The sequence below is a fragment of the Variovorax sp. 10N432 genome (genome assembly GCF_056394465.1).
Genome location: NZ_JBFTHX010000022.1, coordinates 84,746 through 110,647, shown reverse-complemented (window position 1 = coordinate 110,647; position 25,902 = coordinate 84,746). Strand labels below are relative to the sequence as shown.

The window sequence follows — 25,902 nt, the reverse complement described above, 5'->3', positions numbered from 1 at the left end:
GGACAGACCAGGAGCACAGATGACCGCCACCCCCACCACCCCGCCCATCGAAGGCTGCATCGACACCCAGGTGCTCGACCACGTGCTGCTGATCGGCATCAACCGGCCCGCCAAGCGCAACGGCTGGACGCCGCCGATGTTCAAGCAGCTCGCCGAGGCCTACACGCGGCTCGACGACGATCCCGCGCTGCGCGTGGGCGTGCTGCATGCGTTCGGCGACCACTTCACGGCCGGCCTCGACCTGCCGGCCGTGGCCGAATACATGAAGCGCGGCGAGAAGGCCGTGCCGCAGGGCCTGGTCGAGCCGCACGACTTCGGCCTGGCCGGCTACCGACGGCGCACCAAGCCGATGGTGGTGGCGGTCAAGGGCATCTGCTTCACGGTCGGCATCGAGCTGATGCTGGGCGCCGACATCGTGGTGGCGGCCGACAACTGCCGCTTCTCGCAGATGGAGGTGCAGCGCGGCATCATGGCCACCGGCGGCGCCACCTTGCGGATGGCCGAGCGCGCCGGACTCGGCAACGCGATGCTGCACCTGCTCACGGCCGACGAGTTCGACAGCGCCGAGGCCTTCCGCCTCAATTTCGTGCAGCGCGTGGTACCGGCCGGCAAGGAGCTCGACGAGGCGCTGCGCATCGCGCAGCGGATCGCGGCCCAGGCGCCGCTGGCGGTGGTCGCGACCCGGCTGAACGTCATCAAGGCGATCGAGCAGGGGCCGCTGGCGGCGGTCGAGGAATTCATCCCGGTGCAGCAGCGCCTCGCCAACAGCGAGGACGCGGCCGAAGGCGTGCGCTCCTTCGTCGAGCGCCGGCCCGCGCGCTTCAGCGGCCGTTGAAGCGCCGGTTTTCGGCCGCCAGGTGGTGGCCGAAGCGGCAAAGGCCCTGTCGGCGACATTTATATTGCGCACAATTTAATTGCTCGCTACAATTCAGCCCATGCCCTCCACGAGCCTCTCCGCCGACGAACTGCTGAAGCTGGACAACCAGCTCTGCTTCGCCGTGTATTCGGCTTCGCTGGCCATGACGCGGCTGTACAAGCCGCTGCTCGACAAGCTCGGCCTCACCTACCCGCAGTACCTGGTGCTGCTGGTGCTGTGGGAGCGCGACGGCCTCACGGTCTCCGAGCTGGGCGGGCGGCTGTCGCTCGACTCGGGCACGCTGACCCCGCTGCTCAAGCGGCTCGAAGCCAGCGGCCTGGTGGCACGGATCCGCGACACCGCGGACGAGCGCCGGGTGCATGTCAGCCTCACGGCCGCGGGCCGCAGGCTCAAGGCCCGTGCGGCCGAGGTTCCCGGCTGCCTGATGGCGGCCTCCCAATGCTCGGTGCCCGAACTGATTTCGTTGACGCAGCAGGTCCAGGCCCTGCGCGACCGCATCAAGAAGGCGGCCTGACCCCGGTCCCCTGCCCCACTTTTTTCGTCCCTCCCTCCACCACTGCAAAGGAATCACCATGACCACCAAGCTCGACAAGGTTCTCTACACCGCCGAAGCCCATACCGTCGGCGGCCGCGACGGCGCCGGCAAGTCCAGCGACGGCGCGATCGACGTCAAGCTCAGCCCGCCCGGCTCGGGCAAGCCCGGCACCAACCCCGAGCAGCTGTTCGCGGTCGGCTACGCCGCCTGCTTCATCGGCGCCATGAAGGCCGTCGGCCCGAAGATCAGCGTCAAGGTGCCGGACGACGTCGCCATCGACTCCAGCGTCTCGCTCGGCCCGATCAACGAAGGCAAGGCCTACGGCATCGCGGTCAAGCTCGCGATCACGCTGCCGGGCCTGGACGACGCGCAGAAGAAGCTGCTGGTCGAGACCGCGCACCAGGTCTGCCCGTACTCGAACGCCACCCGCGGCAACATCGACGTGGAGCTGTCGATCGTCTGATCGGGCGATAGCGCCAGCCCGGCCCGGCGTCGCCTGAGCGACCCCTCGCCGGGCTTTTTCTCATGCGCCCGCACGCCCTCTGCGCTAAGGTCGCCGGATGAGCAACGACACCCTGCTGGTCCGCAAGGACGACCTCCACACCACCCGCCTGCGCGGCGCCGCCGAACAACCGCTCGCCGACGGCCAGGTGCGCGTGCGCATCGACCGCTTCGCGCTGACCTCGAACAACATCACCTACGCGGCTTTCGGCGATGCGATGAGCTACTGGCAGTTCTTCCCGAGCGGCGAAGAGGGCTGGGGCATCGTCCCGGTGTGGGGCTTCGCGACGGTGTCGCAGTCGCTGCATCCGGGCGTGGCCGTGGGCGAGCGTCTCTACGGCTACTTTCCCATGACCGCCAGCGCGGTGCTGACGCCCGAGCGCCTGTCGCCCGAGCGCTTCACCGACGCCGCACCGCACCGCAGCGCCTTGCCCGCGGTCTACAACCAGTACCTGCGCACGCGCTCCGACCCGCTCTACAGCCCCGGCACCGAAGACCTGCAGGCCCTGCTGCGGCCGCTGTTCCTCACTTCCTGGCTGATCGACGACTTCCTCGACGACAACGACTTCTTCGGCGCCCGCCCCGGGGTCGCGCTGCTGTCGAGCGCGTCGAGCAAGACCGCCTACGGCACCGCCTTCCAGCTGGCCCGGCGCGAGGGCATCGAGGTGGTCGGCCTGACCTCGGCGGCCAACAAGGCCTTCTGCGAGAGCCTGGGGTGCTACCACCGCGTGCTCGCATACGAAGATCTGGACCAGGTCGCGGCCGACGTGCCCTGTGTCTATGTCGACTTCGCCGGCAACGGCGCACTGCGGCGCGAGGTCCACACCCGCTTCACGAACCTGAAGCACAGCGCCTCGATCGGCGGCACCCATGTCGACCAGTTGGCGGCCAGCGGCGCCGGCAAGAGCCTGCCCGGCCCGCGCGCCACCTTGTTCTTCGCCCCGGCGCAGGTCAAGAAGCGAAGCGGCGACTGGGGCCCGGCGCAGTTCGGCCAACGCATGGTGCAGGCCTGGGAGGCCTTCCTGGACCGCGTCGCGGACGCGAAGGCGCCGTGGCTCACGGCCGAGCACCACGCGGGCGCAGCGGCCGTGCAAGAGGCCTATGCGGCGGTATTGGCGGGCCGCGGCGATCCGCGGGTCGGACACATCCTCACGCTCACCCGTGAAAACCCGTAAACGGGTGAATTGACGAACCCGCGCGATCGATTTTCGAGGACATTTGCAGGCGCTCGGCGAGGCAGGCCTCGCTCGAAGCGCCCATTCGTTCAGGAGACATAGATGCGCCGTTCATCGAGATTCGTCCGTCTGGCCCTGGTCGGGCTGCTGGCCGCCGGGGCGGGCCTGCTGCACGCCCAGGACATCAAGATCGCCAACATCGTCGAACTCTCGGGCCCCGGCACGACGTCCGGCACGATGTTCAAGAACGGCGTCGAAATGGCGATCAAGGAGATCAACGCCGCGGGGGGCATCCAGGGCAAGAAGATCAGCTTCACCACGGAAGACACGCAGACCAATCCGGGCGTGGCCAAGGGCCTCACCCAGAAGGCGGTCGACAACGAGGTCTTCGCCATCTTCGGTCCGGTGTTCTCGGGCTCGATCATGGTGTCGATGGCGGAGAGCAAACGCGCGGAGACGCCCAACTTCACGGGCGGCGAGGCGGCGTCCATCACCCAGCAGGGCAACCCCTACGTGTTCCGGACCTCGTTCGGGCAGAGCGTCGCCTTCCCCAAGTTGGCACGCTACATCAACGCCAAGTCGAAGAAGCTGGCCGTCATCTACGTGAACAACGATTTCGGCAAGGGCGGCCAGGCGGCCATCAAGCAGCTGCTGGCCAACTCGCCGACCCAGATCGTGGCCGAGATCTCCACCGAATCGGGCCAGGTGGATTTCTCCGCCGCGGTGATCCAGGCCAAGCAGTCGGGGGCCGATGCCCTCTTCGCCTACACCAACGAAGAAGAGTCGGCCCGCCTGCTGCGCGAGCTGCGCAAGCAGGGCTGGAACAAGCCGATGATCGGCGAGACCGTGCTGACCAGCGCCAAGGTGGTCGAACTAGCGGGCGAGGCGGCCAACGGGGCCGTGGCGCACGTCGGGCTCACGGTGGACGCGCCCCAGCTGCAGGACTTCGGCAAGCGCTACCAGGCCCAGTACAACACGGTCTCCGACCACAACGGCGTCAAAGGCTACACCGGCGTGTACATCCTGAAGGCGGCGATCGAGAAGGCCGGGAAGCTCGATCGCAAGGCCGTGGCCGCCGCGCTGCGCAACAGCTGCTTCAGTGCCAAGCAGAACCCCGGAATCTTGATGGACGTGTGCTTCGACGACAAGGGCGACCTCGACCGCGAGAGCTTCATGACGGAGATCCGCAACGGCAAGACCCTGGTCGTCGAGACCCTTCCGCCATTGAACAGCAAGAAGTAGCGCGCGGCCCGCGGCAGCAGGCGGGCGGTGCGACCGTTCGATGAGGCCTTCAACGCGATGCACGCATGACCGACTTCCTGCAGCTCTTCTTCAGCGGCCTGGCCACCGGCAGCATCTATGCGCTGGCCGCCCTCGGCTTCACCCTGCTCTGGCAGGCCTCGGGCACCATCAACTTCGCCCAGGGCGAATTCGTGATGCTGCCGGCGTTCATGATGCTCATCCTGCTGCACCACGGCGCTTCCCTGGGTTTGAGCTTCGCGCTGACGGCGGTGGTCGCCGTCGTGGTGCTGGGGTGGCTGTTCAAGCGCGGCCTGGTCGATCCGCTCTTTCGCTTCGGCATGATGCCGATCGTGGTGGCGACCATCGGCCTGTCGATCGCTCTGCGCAACGGCGTGCGCGCCGCCTACAGCGCCGAGCCGCAGCCCTTTCCGCAGTTGTTCCCGGACCGGGTGTTCGAACTGGCCGGCGTCGTGCTGTCGCCCACCGACATCGGCACCTTCGCCTTTGCCGTGGCGCTGGTCGTGGGGACCCAGATGTTCCTGGCCAGGACCGTCACCGGGCGCGCCATGCAGGCGGTGGCCCAGAACACCGAGAGCGCCGCGGTGCTGGGCATCAACGTGCCGCGGATGATCTTCTACACCTTCGCGATCAATGCGCTGCTCGCCACCGCCGCCGCGCTGCTCGTGACGCCCACCTACCTGGCCAAGTTCGACATGGGCGAGTCGCTGGGCAACAAGGCCTTCTTCGCCGCCATCATCGGCGGCTTCAACAACTCGCGCGGCGCCCTGCTGGGCGGCCTGATCGTCGGGGTGGGCGAGAACCTGGCGGCGGCCTACGTGTCGCCGGCCTACAAGGATGCCGTGGCGCTGCTGATCTTCATGGTGGTCATCCTGTTCAAGCCGCAGGGGCTCTTGGGCCGCAAGCCGGAGCGCAAGGTATGAAAAGGACATCGCTGGTGCTGGGCGTACTGGCGCTGGCCCTGCTGCTGGCCGTGCCCGCCTGTCTGAAGAACTACGGCATCCACCTGTTCACGACCTGGCTGGTGTTCGTGATCGCGAACATGGGGCTGAACCTCACCGTGGGCTATGCGGGACAGAAATCGCTGGGGCATGCGGCGTTCTTCGGCATCGGTGCCTACACCACCGCCATCCTGCTGCGCGAAGGCTTCAGCTTCTGGCTGGGACTGCCCGCGGGTGCGCTGCTGTGCTTCGCCGTCGGCCTGGGTCTGGGCTTTCCGGCGCTGCGCGTGCAGACCATCTACCTGGCCTTCGCCACGCTGGGCTTCAACACCGCGCTCTGGCTGGTGATGCGCAACGAGGAATGGCTCACCGGCGGAACCTTCGGCATCAACAACATCCCCCGTCCCAGCCTGGGCGGGCTGAGCCTGGATCGCAACCTGGCCTTCTACTACCTGGTGCTGGCGGCCGCGTTGCTGCTGGCCTGGCTGATGGCGTCGCTGCTGCGCAGTCCCTGGGGCAAGGCCTTCAAGGCCTTGCGCGACAACCCGATCCGGGCCGAGAGCCTGGGCATCGACACGCGCCGCTACACGCTGCTGAGCTTCGCCATCGGCGCCACCTACGCCGGCATCGCCGGTGGCCTCTATGCGGCGCAGGTCCAGTTCATCGATCCTTCGCTCTTCACGGTGGGCCAGTCGATCATGATGTACCTGATGGTGGTGGTCGGCGGGCCCGGCTACTTCCTCGGCCCCTTGCTCGGTTCCGCGGTGGGGGTGGTGCTGCCGGAGTGGCTGCGCTTCGCCCAGGCCTGGTACCTGTTCGTGTTCGGCACGGCCGTCGTGCTGCTGATGATCTGGCTGCCCGACGGCTTGCTGAGCCTGCCCGACCGGATCCGGGCCCGGCGGCTGTCGCGCCAGGCCCTGGCCGCGCGCGCCCTGTAGATGCGATGACTCAACAGCCGCTCCTGAAAGTCTCCGGCCTCAAGAAGGCCTACGGCGCCATCCAGGCCGTGGCCGGCGTGAGTTTCGAGATCCGCCCGGGCGAGATCTTCGGCGTGATCGGGCCGAACGGCTCCGGCAAGACCACGCTGTTCAACAGCATGCTGGGACAGATCGAACCCGACGAAGGAAAGATCGAGTTCAAGGGCGAGGACGTGACGGCGCTCGGGCCGCTTCAACTCAACCGCCGGGGCGTGGGGCGCACCTTCCAGACGCTCCAGGTGTTCGGCAGGATGAGCGTGCGCGACAACCTCATCGTGGCAGCGCAGGAGCACCGCGGCTCGATGTTCGGCCGCATGTTCGCGCCGACCGACTCCGGGCTCGGGCCCCGGGCCGATGCGCTGATGGACCGGTTCCGCATCCGGCACATGGCCGACAAGAAGGCCGGGGAGCTCTCCTACGGCCAGCAGAAGCTGGTGGACATCGCGATGGCCTTCATGAGCGAGCCGGACGTCGTGCTGCTCGATGAACCGTGCGCGGGCGTCAACCCGGGGCTGGTCGGCGGCATCGGCACGCTGCTGAAGGAGCTCAATCTCGGCCCGTCCGAAGGCGCCCGCAGTTCGTTCGTCGTGATCGAGCACAACATGGACTTCGTGATGGACCTCTGCCATCGCGTCATGGTGATGGTGGAAGGCCGGGTGATGGCGATCGGGACCCCGGCGGAGATCCGTGCGAACAAGCAGGTGCTGGACGCCTACCTGGGCAACTGAGCATGAACGATCGAACCTGCATCGAATTCCGGAATGTCGTGGCGGGCTACAAGGACTTCATGATCCTCAACGAGCTCTCGTTCCGGATTCCCGCGGGCGCCATCAGCCTGCTGATCGGGCCGAACGGCGCCGGGAAATCGACCGTCCTGAAGACCTTGTTCGGATTGCTCAAGCCGCGCGCGGGCCGGATCAGCTTCGAGGGCCGGGACATCACGGGCGCCTCGCAGAAGGCACTGCTGGCCGAGGGCATCGCCTTCGTCCCCCAGGGGCGGAACCTCTTCGGCCAGCTGAGCGCGTTCGAGAATCTCGAACTCGGCGGCATCACGATCGGGATGAAGGCGACCCACGAGCGGATTCCGGAAGTCCTGGACTTCTTCCCGCGCCTGAAAGAGCGGCTGCACTCGCCGGCGTCCTCGTTGTCGGGCGGCGAGCAGAAGCAGCTGGAAATCGGCCGGGCGCTGCTCCTGCGGCCCAGGGTGATCCTGATCGACGAGCCTTCGATCGGCCTGTCGCCGATCGTGGTGCAAGACGTCTTCAGGTTGCTGCGCAGCCTGGCCGACCGCGGCGCCACGGTGCTGATGGTCGAGCAGAACGTGACATCGGCGCTGCGCCATTCGGACGAGGCGATCGCGCTGGAATCGGGCCGCCTGGTGCTGCACAAGCCGGCCGCCGAGATCCTGGCCGACCCGCGGATGGACCGGCTGTTTCTGGGTGGCATGCACGGCGGTTCGCCCTAGGTCGACCTGCGAATCCTCTTCGACGGCACCCGGCGCGCGGCAGGCTTCGCCGCGCCCGCGCGCAGCACCGCCTCCCACGCCCGACCGGCCCACAGCGCCGCTTCATGGCGGTCCTCGAACAGCTCGGGCGGCGCCTCGTAATACGAGATCCGGGCCGTCTGCCCCCGGCGCTGGTACTCGAAGGGCGGCAGTTGCCGGGCCTCGAAGAAGCCCGCCGTTTCGGCATCCGCCTTCAGGTAGAGGCGGCCGCCCGCGATCAGGCCGAACATGCGGCCCTCGTGGAACACGCCGTGGCCGCCGAACATCCGCCGCAGCGAGATGCGGCCGAAGCGCTCGAAGACATCGTGAAGCTCTTCCGCGAATTCGTTCATGCGGCGATTCTGACGCCCGAGCCATTGCTCACGCGCCCACGCGCAAGACCGCGAACACGACCGCCACCAGCACCACGATGATCGCGGTGGCGAGAACCAGTCGATCGGCGAACAAGCGGCGCATGGGATCTGTCTCCTAGACGAAGCTGTAGCGCTCCGAGTGGTACTTCGAGAGCGGCACCTTCATCTGGCCCAGCGCCGCCTCGATGGCGTCCATCATCACGTCCGGGCCGCAGATGAAGTATTCGTGGTCGGCATAGCCCGGGGGCAGATGCCGCTTGAACACGGCGGCATCGATGTAGCCGCTTTCACCGGCCCAGCCTTCCGGCGGCTGCGACAGCACGTAGACCACCGTGAGGTCGACCCGCTTCGCCAGCACATCCAGTTCATCCCTGAAGGTGAGGGATTCGAGGTCCTTGCCGCCGTAGAGCAGGATCAGCGGCCGCTTGTCGCCGCGGTCGATCAGCGTGCGGATCATGCTCATCATCGGCGTGATGCCGATGCCGCCCGCGATCAGCACATGCATGTCCGCCGGGTTGCCGATGGTGAAGGCGCCATACGGCCCGTCGAGGTAGACGCGCCGCCCCACCGGCACCTTGGCGATGCCGCTGGTGAAATCGCCGAGGTTGCGGATCGTCATCTCGACCCGTCCGTCGGGGGCCTCCGCGCTCGACGAGAAAGAGAAGGGATGGCCGGTGATCCGGAACGGGCTGCCCCACAGCGTGAGCCAGCCGAACTGGCCGGGCCGGAAGCGGAAGCCGGCGTGCCCCTCGGGCCGCATCACCAGCGTGGTCGTGTCGCCGCGCTCGGCCCGCACCTCGGCCACGCGGTAGGGCCGGCGCAGCATGAACAGCGGCTTCACGATGCGCACGTAGAGCAGCAGCGCGATCCAGAAGATCGTCATGCCGATCCACAGCGCGCGCTTCACCGGATCGGCCAGGTAGAAGCCCCAGCCCACCATGTGGAGCAGCCCGCCGCCGACCGCGGCCAGCGCGAGCCCGATGTGCGTGAAGTGCCAGAACTCGTAGCTGATCTTCAGCCGGGTGCGCCACAGCGCCATCACGACCAGCAAGACCAGCGCGCCGAGCGACAGCACCGCGAAGACAGCGCCCAGCGGCACCTCGGCCAGGGAGTCGGGCATGGCCATCTTGTCGGAGCCGTTGGCGAGCAGGATCAGCGGATGCACCACCACCAGCCCGACCGCGAGCAGCGAGACCCGGCGATGGAAGTGGTAGATGACGTCCTCTCCCCACGGATCCGTGACATGCCTGAAGCGCGCCGTGAGCCCGAACTGCAGTCCCATCATCGCGAGGCCGGTGTAGCCGAGCGCGACCGAGAACTCGGTCCAGAAATCGCGCGCCGGCGGCAGCGCGCCGGTCAGCAGCGCCAGGAGCGGCGCCAGGATGAACAGCAGGTAGATCACGGACCAGACGACCCGGCGATGGAAATCTCGGTCACGGAACTGCATGGTGTGCGGCGTTGAAACAGGCTGGTGTTCGCGATCAGATGCAGGCACTGAGGAACAGCGGCGGACCGAGCGCGAGCACGCCGCTGGCGAACGCGGTGATCGTGGTCCAGACGATCGCGGTGTGCAGGAAGCTGCCGGTCTCTCCCGATCCGGGGTCGGGTGCCCCCTTGGCGAACCGGCCCCACATCCATCCGATCACGACCAGGTGCGCGATGAACACGAGGACCAGGGTCCAGCGCAGCGCGCCCGCCGACCAGCCGAAGGCACAGCCGATCGCGTGGATCGCATAGAGCGCCGCCAGCGCGACGCACCAGACGATGAAGCCGGCCGCGAGCCACCAGACACGCCGGGGTGGAACCGTCGTCACTGCATTCATGGCCGGGCCCCCAGCACGGTGACCAGCGACGGCAGCGCCAGCACCAGGCCCAGCGCGATGACGCCGGTCACCAGCGTGTAGTCGATCCAGAGCCGCGTCAGGCGCAGGTCGGTGCAGCGCAAGCGCGAGATGTAGCCGCTGCGCACGCGCTGGAAGTTGCTGATCAGGAACAGCAGCCCGGCAGCGGCATGAAAGCCCACATAGCCCAGCAGCACCGACGCGGTGGCGCCGAGCGCATGCGCGCGCGGGTGCGGCGTGACGCCCATGATCAACTCCACGATCATCCCCGCCGCCGCCATCAGCGCGAGCGCGGTGATCGCCATCCAGCCCGATGTCTTGCCGCTGGCGACCACGACCCTGAGCGAGCCGCGCGCCGCCACCGCCGCGACCGCCAGGCAGGCGATGACGCCGAAGGCCAGCAGCCGGCTCGGCTCGGGCGGCGGCATCTTCTGCCAGTCGCCGCCGGACAGCCAGAGGTAGAAGGTGCCGAACACCAGCGAGGTGAACAGCGTGCCGTTGGCGACCAGGGAGCAGATCAGCGCCAGCCAGGACGGCGAACTCGCGGCCTCGGTGTGCGGCGGCACCGAGACGCCCAGGCCGACGGACAAGGGCCCGTAGTCGCGCGGCAGGCCCGCGCGCCGCCCCGCGACGACGAACAGGCCGAAGGTGACGAGCGCCAGCGCCAGCGACACCCAGTAGGCCTTGAAGAGGAAGCCCAGCACGGCGCCGCCCGTGAACAGCGCCGTGACCAGGGGCAGGTAGGTCGGGTTCGGCAACACGATCAGCTGCTCGGGCTTGCCGCTCGTGATGTGCACGCCCATCGCCTCCTGCCAGCCGTTGCGCGTGGCGCCCAGGTAGCCCTCGCCACGCGCCAGCGAAGCCGCCAGCTCGGTCTTCGTCACGCCCTCGGTCTGCGGCCCGACATGCGGGATCGAGGCGAAGGCATACGGGGCCGGCGGCATCGGCATCGCCCATTCGAAGGTCTGGGCCCCCCAGGGGTCGCGGCGCGCGCGGCGCCCATGGCGCAGCTGCACCACGAGGTCGATGATCAGCAGCCCGAAGCCGATCGTCATCACGAAGCTGCCGACCGAGGACAGCAGGTTGAGCCAGTTCCAGCCTTCGTCGCCGCGGTAGGTGTAGACGCGCCGCGGCATGCCCAGCAGGCCGGTCAGGTGCATCATGAAGAAGGTCATGTTGAAGCCGATGAAGATCAGCCAGAACGCCGGCACCGACAGGCGCTGCACTGCGGCGCGCCCGGTCAGGAGCGGCAGCCAGTAATAGAGCGCCGCCACCATCGGGAAGGCCAGCGCGCCGGCCACCACGTAGTGCATGTGGGCGACCACGAAGTAGGTGTCGTGCGCCTGCCAGTCGAAGGGCACCATCGCGAGCATGACGCCGGTGAGCCCGCCCATCGCGAAGACGAAGAAGAAGCCGAAGACGTAGAGCATCGGCACGTCCCAGCGCGGCCTGCCGTGCGACAGCGTCGCCAGCCAGGCGAAGACCTGCACCGCGGTCGGCACCGCGACGATCGCCGAGCCGGCCGAGAAGAAGGCCAGTGCCAGGTGCGGGATGCCCACCGTGAACATGTGGTGCACCCAGATGCCGAAGCTCAGGAAGGCCAGCGCGACGATCGCCACCACGATCGCGCGGTAGCCCACCAGCTGCCGGTTGGCGAAGACCGGGATCATGGTCGACAGCACGCCGGCCATCGGCAGGAAGATGATGTAGACGTCCGGATGGCCGAAGAGCCAGAACAGGTGCTGCCACAGCAGCGAGTCGCCGCCGCGCGTCGGATCGAAGAAGGGCAGGCCGAAGGCGCGCTCGAGCTCGAGCAGGATCGAGGCCAGGATCAGCGGCGGGAAGGCGACGATCATCATCATCGCGGTGACCAGGATGTACCAGCCGAAGATCGGCATGCGGTCGAGCGACATCCCCGGCGCGCGCATCTTGAGGATCGACACCACGATCTCCATCGCCAGCGACAGCGCCGAGATCTCGACGAAGGTGATGCCGAGCAGCCAGACATCCGCATTCACGCCCGGCGTGAAGGCGTTGGAGCTCAGCGGCGTGTACATGAACCAGCCGCCGTTGGGCGCGACGCCGAGGATCAGCGAGACGGTCACGATCGAGGCGCCGAACAGATAGCACCAGTAGCCGTAGGCCGTGAGCCGCGGGAAGGCGAAGTCGCGGGTCCCGAGGATCTTCGGCGTCAGGTAGACCGCGAAGCTCTCGACCATCGGGATCGCGAACAGAAACAGCATCATCGAGCCGTGCACCGAGAACACCTGGTTATAGGTCTCCGGGTCGAGGAACAGCGAATGCGGCGTGGCCAGCTGCACGCGGGTCAGCATGCCCAGCAGCCCGGCGATCAGGAAGAAGGCGAAGGACGTGATGAACATCCGCATGCCGATGACCGAATGGTTGACCGCGGCCAGCCGCTGCCATCCCGGCCCGGTGGCCCAGATCTTGTTCAGCTCCCGGTGCAGCCGCAGTGCGCGGGCGCCTCCTGGCTGCGGGTCGACGGCGGGTCCACTCATTTCTTCGCCTCCGGTGCTGAGAGCGCCTGCGTCAACGCGGCTGAAAAATCCTCCGGCCGATGGACGATGACCGCGAAGCGCATGCCCGTGTGGCCGATGCCGCAGAACTCGTCGCAGGTGCCTTCGAAGCGGCCGGGCTGGTCGGCCTGGATGCGCAGCCGGTTGACCCGCCCGGGAACCGCGTCGACTTTGCCCGCGAGCCGCGGCACCCAGAAGGCATGGATCACGTCCTTGCTCGTCACCACCATGTCGACCGGCTGGCCGACCGGCAGCAGCAGCACGTTGCGGGTCTCGGCGCCGCCGTGGCCGGGATAGCGGAAGGTCCAGGTCCACTGCGACGCGATCGCCTCGATGCGCTGCGGCGGCGCACTGCCCGGCAGCGGCAGCAGGCGCTCGCCGGTGACCAGGCCGTAGGCCAGCAAGGGCAGCAGCACGAGGGCCGGCAGCACCAGGCCGCCGAGCACGATCCAGCGCGTCGGCGAGACGCTCGAGCCCCAGCCCGGCCGCCGGATCACCAGGATGAAGATGCCGACGACGAGCAGGAACAGCAAGGCCGAGCCGATCAGCATGACCCACCACATGGTCGCGATCGAGGCCGCGGCCGGCCCGGAGGTATCGAGCGTCGAGAGCGGCCCGCTGCAGCCGCTCAGCAGCGCCAGCGATCCGGCTTGGAGCGCCGCGCGCAAGCCGCTACGATGGCCGCTCATCGGAAGCACCCGCTGCAAAGAAGGAGACGCACCATGGCGAACCAAGGCAACACCACCCCACCGCGCAGCGAGGTCCTGCTCGAGCTGCAGCGGCTCGAAGTTGGTTCGGCGGTCGCGCTGGTCGGCCATCCGCTGCACGTGATGCTGGTGCACTTCCCGGTCGCGTTCGTGGTCGCCACGCTCGGCGTCGATGTCTTCTACTGGTGGTCGGGCGATGTGTTCTGGCTGCGGGCAGGACTGTGGGCCGCCGGCATGGCCTTCTGGAGCGGCGTCGCGGCCAGCCTGGTCGGCACCGGCGAGCTGCTGCTGGTGCGCGGCATCCGGCTGCACGAGGCCAGCTGGTCGCATGCCATCGCGGCAATGACGCTGGTCGCCATCTCGGGCGCCAGCTGGGGCCTGCGCCTGACCGACCCGGCCTCGGTGCTGCCGCACGGCCTGATGCTGTCGGTGCTGGCGTCCGTCATGGTCGGCTTCGCCGGCTGGCATGGAGGCAAGCTGGTGTTCGATCATGGCATCGGCATCCTGGTGTCGCCGAAGGACTGATGCCACAGGCGTGACAGCCCGCCGGGCTCGAACAGGTGGGTGGCGAACTGGTTCGAATCGATCTGCGGCTTGGCCAGCACCACCCACAGGATGGCGAGGATCAGCACCGCGTAGGTGGCTGACAAGCTGATGAACGAGAAGCGCCCGAAACGACCCGTGGGCGAAAACAGCTGGTGGACCACCAGGCCCGCCACCACGTGCAGCATCGCCATGATGCCGACCAGCACCATCTTGATCGAGAACCACTCCTCGTAGGTGGCCTGCAGGAAGATCAGCGCGGTGCCGCTGCCGACCGCGACGAACGCGGCCGGCGAGGTCAGCTCCACATACACCAGCCGGACGATCCGGTGCAGCTGGTCGAGCTCGGCGCCGGCCTCGAGCCCGCGCCGCTGCCAGAACAGGAAGGGCAAGACCAGCAGGCCGCCCGACCAGATCGCGATCGTCGCCAGATGGACGAACTTGAGGAAGGTCGTCACAGGGCCGCCTCCGCGGGCCGCAGGCTGGCCCACGCACGCCAGAGTCCGGCGCCCAGGTAGGGCAGCATCGCCGGCACCCACATCAGCAGGCCGGCGAGCTGCTGGTCGGCCAGCGGCGTGAAGCCCCAGGCCAGGGTGCTCGCGAAGTGCACCGGATAGAGCGGCTGCGCCGCGAAGACGATCAGGGCGCCCAGCAGACCCATCTGCCCGATCGTCACGGCGAGCGCCACCAGCGCCAGGCCCGAAGGCGTGGCCGGCGACAGGACGGCCCGCCACAGCAGCCAGGCGCTGCCGAGCAGCGTGAGCTGCATCAGCCAGTAGGCCGGGACGCTCGCGAGCCCCCAGGCATAGGCGCCGGGCGCGTGCCAGACCCACAGGACGACCGCATGGGCCGCGACCAGCATCGGGAGGGGGACCCGGCCGGCACGCCGCTGCGGGAAGGCCAGCGCCAGCAAGGGCGCCACCGCGCTCACCAGGATCACGTGATGCAGCACGCGGACCGAGAACAGCGCCGACGACAGGGCGCAAAGCGGCGACACGAAGACCACGCCCATCAGCGCCAGCGCGCCCCAGCCGGCGCGGGCATCGGCGCCGCGGCCGCGGGCCACCACCAACGCCACGGCGGCGAGCGCGACCAGCAACGGCGGATCGAAGTTCCAGCGCGACCACGTATCGTCAGGCACCGCGGCGGCACCGCAGTAAGCGATCAGCGAATTCACCATGGCGGTTTCCTTCCCCCGTGCCGCGGCCGTGCTCGCCCCGCGGACTGCTTGGTTTGGAAAATACTAGTCCAGCACGCCCGGCCTGTCGAAGGGTTCGACTCGAATGACAAACGCCCGTTTCTGTGCAAAGCAGGCGAAACCCGGTCGACGGCACACGCCAGGCCCGACAATGCGGGGTGGCTCCTTCCAACTCCCCTCCTTCGCCTGCGGCCTCGGCCGCCCACCCTTACGAGAGTCTCACGCCCGACGTGGTGCTGGATGCGCTGGCCGCGCTCGACCTGCACGGCGACGGCCGTCTCACGGCCCTGAACTCCTACGAGAACCGGGTCTACCAGGTCCACCTCGAAGACCGCAGCGCCGTGGTGGTCAAGTTCTACCGGCCCGGCCGCTGGAGCGACGACCAGATCCTCGAGGAGCACGGTTTCGCGATCGAACTGGCGGCGGCCGAAGTGCCGGCCGTGGCGCCGATCGCGGTCGCCGGCCGCACGCTGCACCACCATGGCGGCTTCGCCTTCAGCGTCAGCCCCTACCGCGGCGGCCGCGGGCCCGAGCTCGACGACTTCGAGGTGCTCGAATGGGTGGGCCGGTTCCTGGCGCGCATCCACGCGGTCGGCGCCCGCGCGCCCTTCGTCACCCGTCCGGCCCTCGATCTCCAGACCTTCGGACTCGCGTCCCGCGACTGGCTGCTCGGCCACCAGATGGTGCCGCTGGACGTCCAGCGCGAATGGGAAGCCGCCTGCAACACCGCCTTCGAGATGATCGCCGCCAGCGCGCTCGGCATCGGCCATGACGGCGACAACGACCCGCCGCTGAAGCGGCTGCGGCTGCATGGCGACGTGCACCCCGGCAACATCCTCTGGACGCCGACCGACCGCCCCGACGGCGGCCCGCACTTCGTCGACCTCGACGATGCCCGCACCGGCTTCGCGGTGCAGGACCTCTGGATGCTGCTGTCGGGCGACCGCGCCCAGCAGACCGGGCAACTGAGCGGCCTGCTCGACGGCTACGAGCAGTTCCGCGACTTCGACCGCCGCGAGCTGGCGCTGGTCGAGCCGCTGCGCACCCTGCGCCTGATCCACTACAGCGCCTGGCTGGCGCGGCGCTGGGAAGACCCGATCTTCCCGATCAACTTCCCGTGGTTCGGCTCCAGCGACTACTGGAAGGGGCAGATCCAGATGCTGCAGGACCAGTGCGAGGCGATGGCCGAGGAGCCCCTCTACGCCTGATCGGCGGCCGGCACGCCGGCCCGCACGGCACGAAGAAAGCCCTGCACCACCGCGTTCTCGGGCCCCTCGCGCCAGACGCAGTAGGCATCCGAGCCGGCCACGTCCTCGTCGAGCGGGCGGAACAGCGCGCCGCGCAGCGCGGCCCGGCGCAGCGCGCTCGGCACCAGCGCCACGCCCATCCCCTGCGAGACCAGCGAGACCACCGACAGCCAGTGCCGCACCTCGTGCCGCACCTCGGGCCGGAAGCCGGCGTCGGCGCAGATCGCGAGGATCCGCTCGTGGTAGTCGGGCGACGCGCTGCGGGAGAACAAGACGAAGGGTTCGTCGCGCAGGCTGGCGATGGCCACCGTGCGCCGGCGCGCGAGGCGATGCCCGACCGGCAGGCAGGCGACGAAAGGCTCCGACAGCAGCAGTTCGTGGCGCAGTTCGGCCGGCATGCGGCTGGTGTGGACGAAGCCGAAGTCCAGCCGGTCGTGCAGCAGCTCGGTGATCTGTTCGCCCGAGTTGAGCTCGGCCAGCGTGACGCGCACCGCCGGATGCCGGGCCTGGAACTTGGCCAGCGCCTGCGGCAGGCCGCGATAGAGCATGGCGCCGACGAAGCCGATCCGCAAGCGCCCCGCCGAGCCCTGCGAGACATCGTGCGCCTCGAGGGCCGCCTCCTCGGCCTGGCGCAGCAGCCGCCGGGCCGAGGCCTGCAGCGCCTGGCCGGCCGGCGTCAGACGCACCTCCTTGCTGTTGCGGTCGAACAGCCGCGCGCCGACCGATTCCTCGAGCTGGCGGATGGCGACGCTCAGCGGCGGCTGCGAGATCGACAGCCGGCGTGCCGCGCGGCCGAAATGAAGCTCGTCGGCAAGGACGACGAAGTAGCGCAGGTGCCGGAGTTCCATGTGGGGCAGTTTTCCACAATAGGCAAATCAGATCAATCAAGTCATATCTGATATTGGACAAGCATCGTCAACCGCGAAAAGATGCGTCCGACAAGGAGACGAGACATGTCCAGCACACCCGCCCATCCCGTGCCCGACCGCCACGGGCAGAACCTTTTCACCACCGACGCCGAGCTGCACCGGATGCTCGCGCTCTATCTGCCGCCCGAGCTGGTGCGCCACATGCGCCCGCACTTCGAGCGCCTGGGCGCCCTGGCCGGCGGCCGCCTCGACGAGCTGGCGCAGACCGCCGACAAGAACCCGCCGACCCTGTCGCTGCGCACCCGCACCGGCATCGACCAGCAGAAGATCGACAAGCATCCCGCCTATGTCGAGATGGAGCGCCTCGCGCTCAGCGAGTTCGGGCTGGCCGCGATGTCGCACCGCGAAGACACGCTGGGCTGGAAAGGCAAGATGCCGCCGCTGGTCAAGTACGTGCTGACCTACCTCTTCGTGCAGGCCGAGTTCGGGCTCTGCTGCCCGGTCTCGATGACCGACTCGCTGGCCCGCACGCTGAAGAAGTTCGGCAGCCCAGAGCTGGTCGAGCGCTTCCTGCCGCGCTTCCAGTCGCTCGACTTCGACACCCTGGCCCAGGGCGCGATGTTCATGACCGAGCAGGCGGCCGGCTCCGACATCGCGGCCACCCTCACCCTGGCCCGCAAGGACGCGGCCGGCCAATGGCGCCTCGAAGGCGACAAGTGGTTCTGCTCCAATCCCGACGCCGACTTCGCGATGGTGCTGGCGCGTGCCGACGATGCGCCGGCCGGCATGAAAGGCGTCTCGCTGTTCCTGCTGCCCAGGCAGCTGGAGGACGGCAGCGCCAACCACTACCGCATCCTGCGTCTCAAGGACAAGCTGGGCACCCGCTCGATGGCCAGCGGCGAGATCCGCCTCGAGGGCGCGCTCGCCTACCTGGTCGGCGAGCAGGGACGCGGCTTCCAGCAGATGGCCGACATGGTCAACAACTCGCGCCTGTCGAACGGCGTGCGCGCCGCCGGCCTGATGCGCCGCGCCGTCGCCGAGGCCGAGTTCATCGCCGGCGAGCGCCGCGCCTTCGGCCGCCGCCTCGCCGACATGCCCCTGATGCAGCGGCAGCTGAACAAGCTCAGGCTGCCGGCCGAGCAGGCCCGCAGCATGGTGTTCCAGACCGCCCAGGCGCTGGCCCGCTCCGACGCCGGCGAAGCGGGTGCCTATGCGCTGCTGCGGATCCTCACGCCGCTCATCAAGTTCCGCGCCTGCCGCGACGCCCGCAAGCTGACCGGCGATGCGATGGAAGTCCGCGGCGGCTGCGGCTACATCGAGGAATGGAGCGACCCGCGCCTGGTGCGCGATGCCCACCTGGGCTCGATCTGGGAGGGCACCAGCAACATCGTCGCCCTCGACGTGATCCGCGCCGTCAAGCGCGAGAACTCGCTGCCGGCGCTGCAGGCGCATTTCGGCGACCTGCTCGACGACACCGCCGTGGCGCCGGCCTTTGCCGGTGCACTGCGCGATGCGCTGGCGCGCGCGGCCGCACTGGCCGCGACCGCGGCGCACGAAGGCGGCGACGTCCTGGCGCGGCAGGCGGCTTCCGCCCTCTATCACGTCTGCAGCGCGATCGCGATGGCCTGGGAAGGCGCGCGCAGCGGCTCGCCGCAGCGCATCGAGTGGGCGCAGGGCGTGCTGCTGCACCGTGTGCTGCCGCGCGATCCGCTGGCGCCGGATGCGGTGCCAGCCGCGTGGAACAGCCCGGCGATCGCGAAGCAGGCGGCCACCGCCTGACGCACTCCACAGAACATCCAGGAGACACCATGAAACTGCTCAAGACCCTCATCCTCGCCGCCGGCGTCTGCGCCCTGCCGGTGCTGCCCATCCTGTCGACCGCGCAGGCCCAGGCTTTTCCGACCAAGCCGATCTCGCTGATCATCCCGTTCCCGCCGGGCGGCCCCACCGACGCGATGGCACGCACGCTGGCCGCAGAGATCACGGGCGGCCTGGGCCAGCCCGTGATCGTCGAGAACCGCGCCGGCGCCGGCGGCAACATCGGTGCCGACTTCGTGGCCCGCGCCCTGCCCGACGGCCACACGCTGCTGTTCGGGACCTCGGGCCCGCTGGCCATCAACGCCAGCCTCTACCGCAAGATCAGCTACGACCCGACCACCAGCTTCGCGCCGGTGATCCAGATCGGGCAGCTGCCCAACATCCTGGTGGTGAACCCCGCGCTGCCGGTGAAGGACGTGCGCGAGCTGATTGCCTATTCCAAGGCCCACCCCGGCCAGCTCAGCTACGCCTCGTCGGGCAACGGTGCCTCCTCGCACCTGGCGGGCGTGCTGTTCAACGGCATCGCCGGCACCGTCCTGCAGCACGTGCCCTACAAGGGCACCGGGCCGGCGCTCAACGACCTGCTGGGCGGCCAGGTGTCGATGAGCTTCACCGACGTCCTGACCGCGCTGCCCTACATCAAGGCCGGCAAGCTGCGCCCGCTCGGCATCGCCACCGCGCAGCGCTCGCGAGCCCTGCCCGACCTGCCGACCTTGGCCGAGCAGGGCGTCAAGGGCTACGACGTCAGCGTGTTCTTCGGCATCGTGGCGCCGGCCGGCACGCCGCCCGAGACCATCGCCAGGCTGAACAAGGCCTTCACCGAGGCGCTCGCGACGCCCAAGGTGAAGCAGCTGTTCGCATCGCAAGGGTTCGAGCCGGCGGCCGACGCCTCGCCGCAGCAGCTCGGCCGCTTCATCGCCGCCGAGACCGCCAAGTGGAAAGACGTCGTGAAGAAGTCCGGCGCCCAGCTCGATTGACGCCATGACCACCACCACAGTCACCACCGGCGCGCTGGCGGGCATCCGCGTCCTCGACATCTCGCGCATCCTCGGCGGGCCGTACTGCGGCCAGATCCTCGGCGACCATGGCGCCGACGTGCTCAAGGTCGAACCGCCGCAGGGCGACGACACCCGGACCTGGGGGCCGCCCTTCAAGGACGGCGTGGCCTCGTACTACCACGGCCTCAACCGCAACAAGCGCACGATGGCGCTCGACCTCGGCAGCGCCGAGGGCCGCGAGGCCCTGCTGGCACTGGTGGCCGAGGCCGACGTGCTGATCGAGAACTTCAAGACCGGCACCATGGAACGCTGGGGCATCGGCTACGACGAACTGTCGAAGCGCTTCCCGCGACTGGTCTGGTGCCGCGTGTCGGGCTTCGGCGCCGACGGGCCGCTCGGCGCCCTGCCGGGCTACGACGCCGCGGTGCAGGCCATGACCGGCATCATGAGCATCAACGGCGAGTCCGAGGGGGGTCCAATGCGCGTCGGACTGCCGGTGGTCGACATGGTGACCGGGCTCAACGCGGTGATCGGCGTGCTGCTCGCGCTGCAGGAGCGCCAGCGCAGCGGACGCGGGCAGTTCGTCGAGGCGGCGCTCTACGACAGCGGCCTGTCGCTGCTGCACCCGCATGCCGCCAACTGGTTCCTCGACGGCCGCACGCCGCGCCGCACCGGCAATGCGCACCCCAACATCTATCCCTACGACGCCCTCCGGACCGGCACCGATCCGATCTTCCTGGCCGTCGGCAACGACCGCCAGTTCGCGAGCTTCTGCCGCACCATCGGCCTGCCGGAGCTGAGCGACGACCCGCTCTACCGCGACGCCGGATCGCGCTCGGTGAACCGCGACGGCCTCAAGCAGCGGCTCGAAGCGCAGCTGGCGACTTTCGACGGCCGCCAGCTGGTCGACCAGCTCATGGCCGCGGGCGTGCCGGCGGCGCCGGTGCTGTCGGTCGATGCGGCGCTCGAGCATCCGCACACCGCGCACCGCGAGATGGTGGTCGAGATGGAAGGCGGCTGGCGCGGCATCGGCTCGCCGGTGAAGCTGAGCCGCACGCCGGCCAGCTACCGGCATCCGCCGCTGACGCCGGGCACGGGATTCGAGTAAGCGCTACTTCACTTCAGGTAGGAGCGCAGCGCCGCCACCACGGCCTCGGTGTCCTCGCCCCGCTGTGCCGGGTCGGCCTCCGGCCCCAGGTGCTCGCGGACGTGGCCTTCGAGGACTTCCAGCATCAGCCCGTTGACGGCGCCGCGGATCGCCGCGATCTGCTGCAGGATCTCCATGCACTCGGTGCCCGCGCCGAGCGCGCTCTCCAGCGCCGCGGCCTGGCCCTTGATGCGGCGCACCCGCGCCAGCAGCTTCGCGCTTCCCGTGATGGTGTGGCGGGTACAGTATCTGGCCATGCAGACTCTTCAAACCACCCGGGGCTGGCAGCACGCCCACGTCTTCGACGACGGCAATCCCCTGGCCCAGCGCGCCACGCTGTGGGCGGCGGTCCTGACCGCCGTGATGATGGTGATCGAGATCGCGGGCGGCTGGATCTTCAACTCGATGGCGCTGCTGGCCGACGGCTGGCACATGAGCTCGCACACCGTGGCCCTGGGTCTGTCGGTGGCCGCCTATGCCGCGGCGCGGCGCTTCGCCGACGACCGGCGCTTCTCCTTCGGCACCTGGAAGATCGAGATCCTCGGCGGCTACACCAGCGCGATCGTGCTGGCGCTGGTGGCCGCGTCGATGCTCTGGCAATCGGTCGAGCGCCTGCTGGCCCCGAGCGCGATCCACTACGACCAGGCGATCGCGATCGCCGTGCTCGGACTGGGCGTGAACCTGGCCTGCGCCTGGCTGCTGCGCGGGGAAGACCACGGCCATGCCCATCACGGCCACCACGATCACCACGGCCACGTGCACCACGACCTGAACCTGCGCTCGGCCTACCTGCACGTCGTGGCCGATGCCGCGACTTCGGTGCTCGCGATCGTCGCGCTGTTCGGCGGCAAGCTGTGGGGCGCCGACTGGCTCGACCCGCTGATGGGCATCGTCGGCGCCGGGCTGGTCGCGGTCTGGGCCGCCGGGCTGATGCGCGAGTCGGGTCGGGTGCTGCTCGACGCCGAGATGAATGCGCCGGTGGTGGCCGAGATCCGCGAGGTGATCGATGCCAGCCCGGTGCCGGCCACGCTGTGCGATCTCCATGTGTGGCGGGTCGGCAGGGGCAAGTACGCCTGCATCGTCTCGCTGGCCACCGACGGCGATGTCGGGCCGGACTACTTCAAGCAGCAGCTGCGCATCCACGAGGAGCTGGTCCACATCTCGGTCGAGGTGAACCGCGTAGCGGCAGCCCCCGGGCTCAGGCCAGCAGCTGCTCCGTGATGAGCTGCCAGTGCTGCGGCTCGACCGGCGTGATCGACAGCCGGTTGCCCTTGCGCAGCACCAGCATGTCGGCCAGCGCCGGCGTGGCGCGCAGTTCGGGCAGCGACAGCAGGCGCGTCTTGCGCAGCGCCTGCACGTCCAGCAGCAGCCAGCGGGGCTGCTCGGCTTTCGACGCGGCATCGAAGTAGGGCGAGGCCGGATCGAACTGGGTCGGATCGGGCCGGGTGCCGGACGCCACGCGCGCGATGCCGACGATGCCGGGCTCCGGGCAGCTCGAGTGATAGAACAGCACCCCGTCGCCGACCTGCATCGCATCGCGCATGAAGTTGCGCGCCTGGTAGCTGCGCACGCCGGTCCAGGGCACGGTCGACTTCGGCGCCGCGAGGGCGTCGTCGATCGAGCACTCGTCGGGCTCGGACTTCATCAACCAGTAGCCGGACATGGCGGCGTCGCGCAGCGCGTGCCTCAGACCAGCAGGGCGTTGACCCGGCGCACGTAGGCCGCCGGATCGGCCGGCAGGCCGCCTTCGGCCAGCAGCGCCTGGTCGAACAGGATGTTGGCCAGGTCGTCGAAGTGCGCCGACCCCTCCAGCTTCTTCACCAGCGGATGCTCGGCATTGACCTCGAGCACCGGCTTGAGCTCGGGCGCGGGCTGGCCGGCCTGCTTGAGCATGCGCGCCAGCTGGGTGCTCATGCCGCCGTCCTGCACCACCAGGCAGGCCGGCGAATCGACCAGGCGGGTGGTGACGCGGACGTCCTCGGCCTTGTCCTTGAGTGTCTCCTTGAGGCGCTCCAGCAGCGGCTTGAAGGACTCGGCGGCTTCCTCGGCCGCCTTCTTCTCGGCCTCGTCCTGCAGCTTGCCCAGGTCGACCGCGCCCTTGGCCACGCTCTGCAGCGGCGTGCCGTCGAACTCGGTCAGGTAGTTGAGCGCCCACTCGTCGACCCGGTCGGTCATCAGCAGCACCTCGATGCCCTTCTTCTTGAAGATCTCGAGCTGCGGGCTGTTCTTGGCGGCGGCCAGCGTGTCGGCCGTGATGTAGTAGATCGCGTCCTGGCCGTCCTTCATCCGCGACTTGTAGTCGGCGAAGCTGACGCTGACCGTGTCGCTGGTGCTGGAGGCGAAGCGCAGCAGCTTGGCGATGCGCTCGCGGTTGCCGAAGTCCTCGCCCAGCCCTTCTTTCAGGACCGCGCCGAACTCGGCATAGAAGCGGGCGTACTTGCCCGATTCGTCGGCGTATTCCGCGGCGGCTTCGGCCGCGGGCGTGCTGTGGTCGGCCTTCTTGTCGACCACGTCGGTCACGCCTTCGGTCGGCTCGGGCGCCGGCACCGACTCGCCGGAGCCGACGTCGATCTTGCCCTCGCCGCTCTCGGCCGCCGTCTTCTGCTTCTTCGCCAGGTCCTCGAGCATGCCCAGCACGCGCTTGGTGCTGCCTTCGCGGATCGCCTTGACGTCGCGGCTCTCCTGGAGCAGCTCGCGGCTGACGTTGAGCGGCAGGTCGGCGGAGTCGATCACGCCCTTGACGAAGCGCAGGTAGCTGGGCAGCAGCGCCTCGGCGTCGTCCATGATGAAGACGCGCTTGACGTACAGCTTGACACCCGCGCCCTTGTCGCGGTTCCACAGGTCCATCGGCGCCTTGGCCGGGATGTAGAGCAGCTGGGTGTACTCGGTGTTGCCCTCGACCCGGTTGTGGCTCCAGGCCAGCGGCGCCTCGAAGTCGTGGCTGATGTTCTTGTAGAAGTCGACGTACTGCTCTTCGCTGATGTCCTTCTTGGCCCGGCTCCAGAGCGCGTTGGCCTTGTTGACCGGCTCCCATTCGCCGGTCTTGACCATCGCGCCGCCCTTGTTGTCCTCGCCCTCCTTCCACTCCTCCTTCTCCATCAGGATCGGCAGCGAGATGTGGTCGGAGTACTTGCCGATGATCGACTTGAGCTTCCAGGCGTTGAGGTATTCCTCGGCGTCGTCGCGCAGGTGCAGGGTGACGCTGGTGCCGCGTTCGGCGCGGCTGATGGTGTCGACCTCGAAGTCGCCGGCGCCGCTGCTGACCCAGCGCACGCCCTCTTCGGCCGGCAGTCCGGCGCGGCGCGATTCGACCGTGATCTTGTCGGCCACGATGAAGCCGGAGTAGAAGCCGACGCCGAACTGGCCGATCAGCTGCGCGTCGGCCTTCTGGTCGCCCGACAGCCGGCTCATGAACTCCTTGGTGCCGCTCTTGGCGATGGTGCCGAGGTTGTCGATGGCTTCCTGCTGGCTCAGGCCGATGCCGGTGTCGGTGATGGTCAGGGTCTTGGCTTCGGCGTCGAAGGCGACGCGGACGTCGAGCCGGGGCTGGTCTTCGAACAGCGCGGGCTGGTCGATGGCTTCGAAACGCAGCTTGTCGCAGGCGTCGGACGCATTCGAGATCAGTTCGCGCAGGAAGATTTCCTTGTTCGAGTAGAGCGAATGCGTGACCAGGTGCAGCAGCTGGGCGACTTCGGCCTGGAACGGGAGTTTGGTCTTGGAGATGGTCATGGCGCGAGAACAATCAAAGGGAAAAACGGTTCGCCGACGGCGAGCTTTCAACTTTACAAGACCTGGGGCTGGCCGGCCCGATCGCAAGGGCCGGCGGTTTCAAAGCCTTACGAGCCTCAGCGCGGCTGCGACTCGACCTCGCGCGTCCAGCGGTCGATCAGCCGCTTGCGCTCGGCCGCCTGGCCATACTTCTCGAAGTCGTACTTGATGAGCTTGACGCCGTCCATCGACGGGATGCGCGGATCGGGCTTGAAGGTCCGGTTGGCCGGCGACTGAAGGCTGCCGGCCTGGGCGCCGATGGCCTGGCCGGCCGGGCTCATGAGCCAGTCGTAGTAGCGCTGGGCGTTGGCCTTGTTGCGCGCGCCCTTGACCAGCGCGATGCCGCCGATTTCGTAGCCGGTGCCTTCGCAGGGCGCCGCGGTCTTGACCGGGTACTTGTCGTGGCGCCACTTGTCGAAGCCGAAGATGAAGCTGATGCCGACCGCCACCTCGCCCTTGGCCACGTTGGGCGCCTGGGCCTGGCCGCTGCGGGTGTAGGTGGTGGTGTTGCGGTGCAGCTTCTTCAGGTAGTCGAAGGCGGCGTCCTCGCCCATCAGCTGCACCAGCCCGGCGACGATGGTGTAGCCGGTGCCGCTGGTGGCGGGGTGCGACATCTCGATCTCGCCCTTGTACTCGGGCTTGACCAGGTCGGCCCAGCAGCGCGGCTCCGGCAGGTACTTCTTCTTGAGCACCTCGGTGTTGAAGCCGAAGCCCATGGCACTGGTGTAGAAGCCGCCGACCCGGTTGCCAGACATCGCGTACTGCCGCACCGACCAGTCGTACAGGTCGTTGATGTAGGCCGGGCGGTAGGGCTCGAGCAGGCCTTCCTCGGCCGCCTGCAGGAAGGGGTCGCCGGTGCCGCCCCACCAGATGTCGGTCTTCGGATTGGCGGCCTCGGCCCGCAGCTGGGCACCGATCTCGCCGGTGCCCTTGTGCGCCTGCAGCACGCGGATGCCGGTGGCCCGGCTGAACTCGGCCGCCGCCGCCTCGCACCAGCCGGCGTCGGTGCTGCACAGGGCATTGACTGTGCCCTGGGCCTGCGCCGCCAGGGCGGTGGCGGTCAGGGCGAAGGCGGCGAGGGCTGGGGCAACGAAACGGCGCATGAA

The 25,902-nt window shown here is 68.7% G+C and carries 27 protein-coding genes; 15 read left to right on the top strand and 12 right to left on the bottom strand.

Going from position 1 to position 25,902, the window contains the following annotated elements; genetic code table 11:
• Nucleotides 1-19: 19 nt before the first annotated feature.
• The 9 genes from AC1DF3_RS23785 (at nt 20) to AC1DF3_RS23745 (ending at nt 7,731) form a co-directional block, all read left to right on the top strand.
• Nucleotides 20-835: a crotonase/enoyl-CoA hydratase family protein gene (locus tag AC1DF3_RS23785; RefSeq protein WP_301805945.1), complete on the top strand. Its 816-nt coding sequence runs from the start codon at nt 20-22 to the stop codon at nt 833-835.
• A 100-nt stretch (nt 836-935) separates the two neighbouring features.
• Nucleotides 936-1,391: a MarR family winged helix-turn-helix transcriptional regulator gene (locus AC1DF3_RS23780; protein WP_478141034.1), complete on the top strand. Its 456-nt coding sequence runs from the start codon at nt 936-938 to the stop codon at nt 1,389-1,391.
• Nucleotides 1,392-1,449: 58 nt separating this feature from the next.
• A complete protein-coding gene (locus tag AC1DF3_RS23775; protein ID WP_286534250.1) occupies nt 1,450-1,875 on the top strand; it encodes an organic hydroperoxide resistance protein in 426 nt (141 codons plus the stop codon).
• 97 nt (nt 1,876-1,972) lie between these two features.
• Nucleotides 1,973-3,088, top strand: a complete 1,116-nt coding sequence (locus AC1DF3_RS23770) for a DUF2855 family protein (protein WP_478141033.1) — start codon at nt 1,973-1,975, stop codon at nt 3,086-3,088.
• A 102-nt stretch (nt 3,089-3,190) separates the two neighbouring features.
• Entirely contained in the window at nt 3,191-4,330 is a 1,140-nt protein-coding gene (locus tag AC1DF3_RS23765; RefSeq protein ID WP_478141032.1) for an ABC transporter substrate-binding protein, read from the top strand.
• 65 nt (nt 4,331-4,395) lie between these two features.
• On the top strand, nt 4,396-5,271 hold the full coding sequence (locus AC1DF3_RS23760) for a branched-chain amino acid ABC transporter permease (RefSeq protein WP_286534255.1): 876 nt from the start codon (nt 4,396-4,398) through the stop codon (nt 5,269-5,271).
• A complete protein-coding gene (locus tag AC1DF3_RS23755; protein WP_478141031.1) occupies nt 5,268-6,227 on the top strand; it encodes a branched-chain amino acid ABC transporter permease in 960 nt (319 codons plus the stop codon). Before AC1DF3_RS23760 ends, AC1DF3_RS23755 begins: the two co-directional genes overlap by 4 nt.
• A 5-nt stretch (nt 6,228-6,232) precedes the next feature.
• Complete coding sequence (locus AC1DF3_RS23750; protein ID WP_478141030.1) at nt 6,233-6,994, top strand: ABC transporter ATP-binding protein; 762 nt, start codon at nt 6,233-6,235, stop codon at nt 6,992-6,994.
• Nucleotides 6,995-6,996: 2 nt separating this feature from the next.
• On the top strand, nt 6,997-7,731 hold the full coding sequence (locus AC1DF3_RS23745) for an ABC transporter ATP-binding protein (protein WP_478141029.1): 735 nt from the start codon (nt 6,997-6,999) through the stop codon (nt 7,729-7,731).
• Here the strand turns inward: AC1DF3_RS23745 and AC1DF3_RS23740 are convergent.
• The 5 genes from AC1DF3_RS23740 to coxB form a co-directional block, all read right to left on the bottom strand.
• Nucleotides 7,728-8,102, bottom strand: a complete 375-nt coding sequence (locus AC1DF3_RS23740; RefSeq protein WP_478141028.1) for a TfoX/Sxy family protein — start codon at nt 8,100-8,102, stop codon at nt 7,728-7,730. The genes AC1DF3_RS23745 and AC1DF3_RS23740 overlap by 4 nt on opposite strands.
• 136 nt (nt 8,103-8,238) lie before the next feature.
• Nucleotides 8,239-9,570 (bottom strand): ferredoxin reductase family protein, encoded by a 1,332-nt coding sequence (locus AC1DF3_RS23735; protein WP_478141027.1) that lies wholly within the window; start codon nt 9,568-9,570, stop codon nt 8,239-8,241.
• 34 nt (nt 9,571-9,604) lie between these two features.
• Nucleotides 9,605-9,946, bottom strand: a complete 342-nt coding sequence (locus AC1DF3_RS23730) for a hypothetical protein (protein WP_478141026.1) — start codon at nt 9,944-9,946, stop codon at nt 9,605-9,607.
• Nucleotides 9,943-12,483: a cytochrome c oxidase subunit I gene (gene ctaD, locus AC1DF3_RS23725; protein ID WP_478141025.1), complete on the bottom strand. Its 2,541-nt coding sequence runs from the start codon at nt 12,481-12,483 to the stop codon at nt 9,943-9,945. Before ctaD ends, AC1DF3_RS23730 begins: the two co-directional genes overlap by 4 nt.
• Nucleotides 12,480-13,190, bottom strand: a complete 711-nt coding sequence (coxB, locus tag AC1DF3_RS23720) for a cytochrome c oxidase subunit II (RefSeq protein WP_478141024.1) — start codon at nt 13,188-13,190, stop codon at nt 12,480-12,482. Before coxB ends, ctaD begins: the two co-directional genes overlap by 4 nt.
• A gap of 33 nt (nt 13,191-13,223) precedes the next feature.
• Here coxB and AC1DF3_RS23715 point away from each other — a divergent pair, with 33 nt between their 5' ends.
• A complete protein-coding gene (locus AC1DF3_RS23715; protein ID WP_286534267.1) occupies nt 13,224-13,733 on the top strand; it encodes a DUF2231 domain-containing protein in 510 nt (169 codons plus the stop codon).
• On the opposite strand, the gene AC1DF3_RS23710 is transcribed toward AC1DF3_RS23715, so the two are convergent.
• Together AC1DF3_RS23710 and AC1DF3_RS23705 are read right to left on the bottom strand one after the other, a co-directional pair.
• The gene (locus AC1DF3_RS23710) at nt 13,697-14,209 is read right to left on the bottom strand and encodes a CopD family protein (protein ID WP_286534268.1); all 513 of its coding nucleotides are present in this window, start codon (nt 14,207-14,209) and stop codon (nt 13,697-13,699) included. The genes AC1DF3_RS23715 and AC1DF3_RS23710 overlap by 37 nt on opposite strands.
• Nucleotides 14,206-14,931: a cytochrome c oxidase assembly protein gene (locus AC1DF3_RS23705; RefSeq protein WP_478141023.1), complete on the bottom strand. Its 726-nt coding sequence runs from the start codon at nt 14,929-14,931 to the stop codon at nt 14,206-14,208. The genes AC1DF3_RS23710 and AC1DF3_RS23705 overlap by 4 nt, the downstream gene beginning before the upstream one ends.
• 176 nt (nt 14,932-15,107) lie before the next feature.
• Between AC1DF3_RS23705 and AC1DF3_RS23700 the strand changes: the two genes are divergently transcribed.
• Nucleotides 15,108-16,157, top strand: a complete 1,050-nt coding sequence (locus AC1DF3_RS23700; protein ID WP_478141022.1) for a serine/threonine protein kinase — start codon at nt 15,108-15,110, stop codon at nt 16,155-16,157.
• Here AC1DF3_RS23700 and AC1DF3_RS23695 read toward each other — a convergent pair.
• The gene (locus AC1DF3_RS23695) at nt 16,148-17,044 is read right to left on the bottom strand and encodes a LysR family transcriptional regulator (RefSeq protein ID WP_478141021.1); all 897 of its coding nucleotides are present in this window, start codon (nt 17,042-17,044) and stop codon (nt 16,148-16,150) included. The two genes, AC1DF3_RS23700 and AC1DF3_RS23695, sit on opposite strands and share 10 nt — an antisense overlap.
• A 105-nt stretch (nt 17,045-17,149) precedes the next feature.
• Here AC1DF3_RS23695 and AC1DF3_RS23690 point away from each other — a divergent pair, with 105 nt between their 5' ends.
• Genes AC1DF3_RS23690 through AC1DF3_RS23680 form a run of 3 tightly spaced genes read left to right on the top strand, consistent with a single transcriptional unit; the run spans nt 17,150 to nt 20,989 of the window.
• Entirely contained in the window at nt 17,150-18,844 is a 1,695-nt protein-coding gene (locus AC1DF3_RS23690) for an acyl-CoA dehydrogenase family protein (protein WP_478141020.1), read from the top strand.
• 29 nt (nt 18,845-18,873) lie between these two features.
• Nucleotides 18,874-19,860 carry a Bug family tripartite tricarboxylate transporter substrate binding protein gene (locus tag AC1DF3_RS23685; RefSeq protein WP_478141019.1) on the top strand — a complete coding sequence of 329 codons (987 nt, stop codon included), beginning with the start codon at nt 18,874-18,876 and terminating at the stop codon, nt 19,858-19,860.
• A 4-nt stretch (nt 19,861-19,864) separates the two neighbouring features.
• On the top strand, nt 19,865-20,989 hold the full coding sequence (locus AC1DF3_RS23680) for a CaiB/BaiF CoA transferase family protein (protein ID WP_478141018.1): 1,125 nt from the start codon (nt 19,865-19,867) through the stop codon (nt 20,987-20,989).
• 8 nt (nt 20,990-20,997) lie between these two features.
• Here the strand turns inward: AC1DF3_RS23680 and AC1DF3_RS23675 are convergent, their stop codons facing one another.
• Entirely contained in the window at nt 20,998-21,285 is a 288-nt protein-coding gene (locus AC1DF3_RS23675; protein ID WP_478141017.1) for a metal/formaldehyde-sensitive transcriptional repressor, read from the bottom strand.
• On the opposite strand from AC1DF3_RS23675, the gene dmeF reads away from it, so the two are divergent.
• Nucleotides 21,284-22,249 (top strand): CDF family Co(II)/Ni(II) efflux transporter DmeF, encoded by a 966-nt coding sequence (gene dmeF / locus AC1DF3_RS23670; protein WP_478141016.1) that lies wholly within the window; start codon nt 21,284-21,286, stop codon nt 22,247-22,249. The two genes, AC1DF3_RS23675 and dmeF, sit on opposite strands and share 2 nt — an antisense overlap.
• Here dmeF and AC1DF3_RS23665 read toward each other — a convergent pair.
• The 3 genes from AC1DF3_RS23665 to AC1DF3_RS23655 all read right to left on the bottom strand — a co-directional run bounded on the left by AC1DF3_RS23665 (nt 22,227) and on the right by AC1DF3_RS23655 (nt 25,899).
• The gene (locus tag AC1DF3_RS23665; protein WP_478141015.1) at nt 22,227-22,691 is read right to left on the bottom strand and encodes an EVE domain-containing protein; all 465 of its coding nucleotides are present in this window, start codon (nt 22,689-22,691) and stop codon (nt 22,227-22,229) included. The genes dmeF and AC1DF3_RS23665 overlap by 23 nt on opposite strands.
• Nucleotides 22,692-22,714: 23 nt before the next feature.
• Nucleotides 22,715-24,757, bottom strand: coding sequence for a molecular chaperone HtpG (gene htpG / locus AC1DF3_RS23660; protein ID WP_286534280.1), 2,043 nt, complete (start codon nt 24,755-24,757; stop codon nt 22,715-22,717).
• Between the two features lie 116 nt (nt 24,758-24,873).
• Nucleotides 24,874-25,899 (bottom strand): ABC transporter substrate-binding protein, encoded by a 1,026-nt coding sequence (locus AC1DF3_RS23655; RefSeq protein ID WP_478141014.1) that lies wholly within the window; start codon nt 25,897-25,899, stop codon nt 24,874-24,876.
• Nucleotides 25,900-25,902 lie beyond the last annotated feature (3 nt).

What these genes read in the sequence shown, in the direction of transcription:
- AC1DF3_RS23785 (WP_301805945.1), top strand. Translation starts at nt 20, where the DNA reads ATGACCGCCACCCCCACCACCCCGCCCATCGAAGGCTGCATCGACACC.
- AC1DF3_RS23780 (WP_478141034.1), top strand. Translation starts at nt 936, where the DNA reads ATGCCCTCCACGAGCCTCTCCGCCGACGAACTGCTGAAGCTGGACAAC.
- AC1DF3_RS23775 (WP_286534250.1), top strand. Translation starts at nt 1,450, where the DNA reads ATGACCACCAAGCTCGACAAGGTTCTCTACACCGCCGAAGCCCATACC.
- AC1DF3_RS23770 (WP_478141033.1), top strand. Translation starts at nt 1,973, where the DNA reads ATGAGCAACGACACCCTGCTGGTCCGCAAGGACGACCTCCACACCACC.
- AC1DF3_RS23765 (WP_478141032.1), top strand. Translation starts at nt 3,191, where the DNA reads ATGCGCCGTTCATCGAGATTCGTCCGTCTGGCCCTGGTCGGGCTGCTG.
- AC1DF3_RS23760 (WP_286534255.1), top strand. Translation starts at nt 4,396, where the DNA reads ATGACCGACTTCCTGCAGCTCTTCTTCAGCGGCCTGGCCACCGGCAGC.
- AC1DF3_RS23755 (WP_478141031.1), top strand. Translation starts at nt 5,268, where the DNA reads ATGAAAAGGACATCGCTGGTGCTGGGCGTACTGGCGCTGGCCCTGCTG.
- AC1DF3_RS23750 (WP_478141030.1), top strand. Translation starts at nt 6,233, where the DNA reads ATGACTCAACAGCCGCTCCTGAAAGTCTCCGGCCTCAAGAAGGCCTAC.
- AC1DF3_RS23745 (WP_478141029.1), top strand. Translation starts at nt 6,997, where the DNA reads ATGAACGATCGAACCTGCATCGAATTCCGGAATGTCGTGGCGGGCTAC.
- AC1DF3_RS23740 (WP_478141028.1), bottom strand. Translation starts at nt 8,102, where the DNA reads ATGAACGAATTCGCGGAAGAGCTTCACGATGTCTTCGAGCGCTTCGGC.
- AC1DF3_RS23735 (WP_478141027.1), bottom strand. Translation starts at nt 9,570, where the DNA reads ATGCAGTTCCGTGACCGAGATTTCCATCGCCGGGTCGTCTGGTCCGTG.
- AC1DF3_RS23730 (WP_478141026.1), bottom strand. Translation starts at nt 9,946, where the DNA reads ATGAATGCAGTGACGACGGTTCCACCCCGGCGTGTCTGGTGGCTCGCG.
- ctaD (WP_478141025.1), bottom strand. Translation starts at nt 12,483, where the DNA reads ATGAGTGGACCCGCCGTCGACCCGCAGCCAGGAGGCGCCCGCGCACTG.
- coxB (WP_478141024.1), bottom strand. Translation starts at nt 13,190, where the DNA reads ATGAGCGGCCATCGTAGCGGCTTGCGCGCGGCGCTCCAAGCCGGATCG.
- AC1DF3_RS23715 (WP_286534267.1), top strand. Translation starts at nt 13,224, where the DNA reads ATGGCGAACCAAGGCAACACCACCCCACCGCGCAGCGAGGTCCTGCTC.
- AC1DF3_RS23705 (WP_478141023.1), bottom strand. Translation starts at nt 14,931, where the DNA reads ATGGTGAATTCGCTGATCGCTTACTGCGGTGCCGCCGCGGTGCCTGAC.
- AC1DF3_RS23695 (WP_478141021.1), bottom strand. Translation starts at nt 17,044, where the DNA reads ATGGAACTCCGGCACCTGCGCTACTTCGTCGTCCTTGCCGACGAGCTT.
- AC1DF3_RS23690 (WP_478141020.1), top strand. Translation starts at nt 17,150, where the DNA reads ATGTCCAGCACACCCGCCCATCCCGTGCCCGACCGCCACGGGCAGAAC.
- AC1DF3_RS23685 (WP_478141019.1), top strand. Translation starts at nt 18,874, where the DNA reads ATGAAACTGCTCAAGACCCTCATCCTCGCCGCCGGCGTCTGCGCCCTG.
- AC1DF3_RS23680 (WP_478141018.1), top strand. Translation starts at nt 19,865, where the DNA reads ATGACCACCACCACAGTCACCACCGGCGCGCTGGCGGGCATCCGCGTC.
- dmeF (WP_478141016.1), top strand. Translation starts at nt 21,284, where the DNA reads ATGCAGACTCTTCAAACCACCCGGGGCTGGCAGCACGCCCACGTCTTC.
- AC1DF3_RS23675 (WP_478141017.1), bottom strand. Translation starts at nt 21,285, where the DNA reads ATGGCCAGATACTGTACCCGCCACACCATCACGGGAAGCGCGAAGCTG.
- AC1DF3_RS23665 (WP_478141015.1), bottom strand. Translation starts at nt 22,691, where the DNA reads ATGTCCGGCTACTGGTTGATGAAGTCCGAGCCCGACGAGTGCTCGATC.
- htpG (WP_286534280.1), bottom strand. Translation starts at nt 24,757, where the DNA reads ATGACCATCTCCAAGACCAAACTCCCGTTCCAGGCCGAAGTCGCCCAG.
- AC1DF3_RS23655 (WP_478141014.1), bottom strand. Translation starts at nt 25,899, where the DNA reads ATGCGCCGTTTCGTTGCCCCAGCCCTCGCCGCCTTCGCCCTGACCGCC.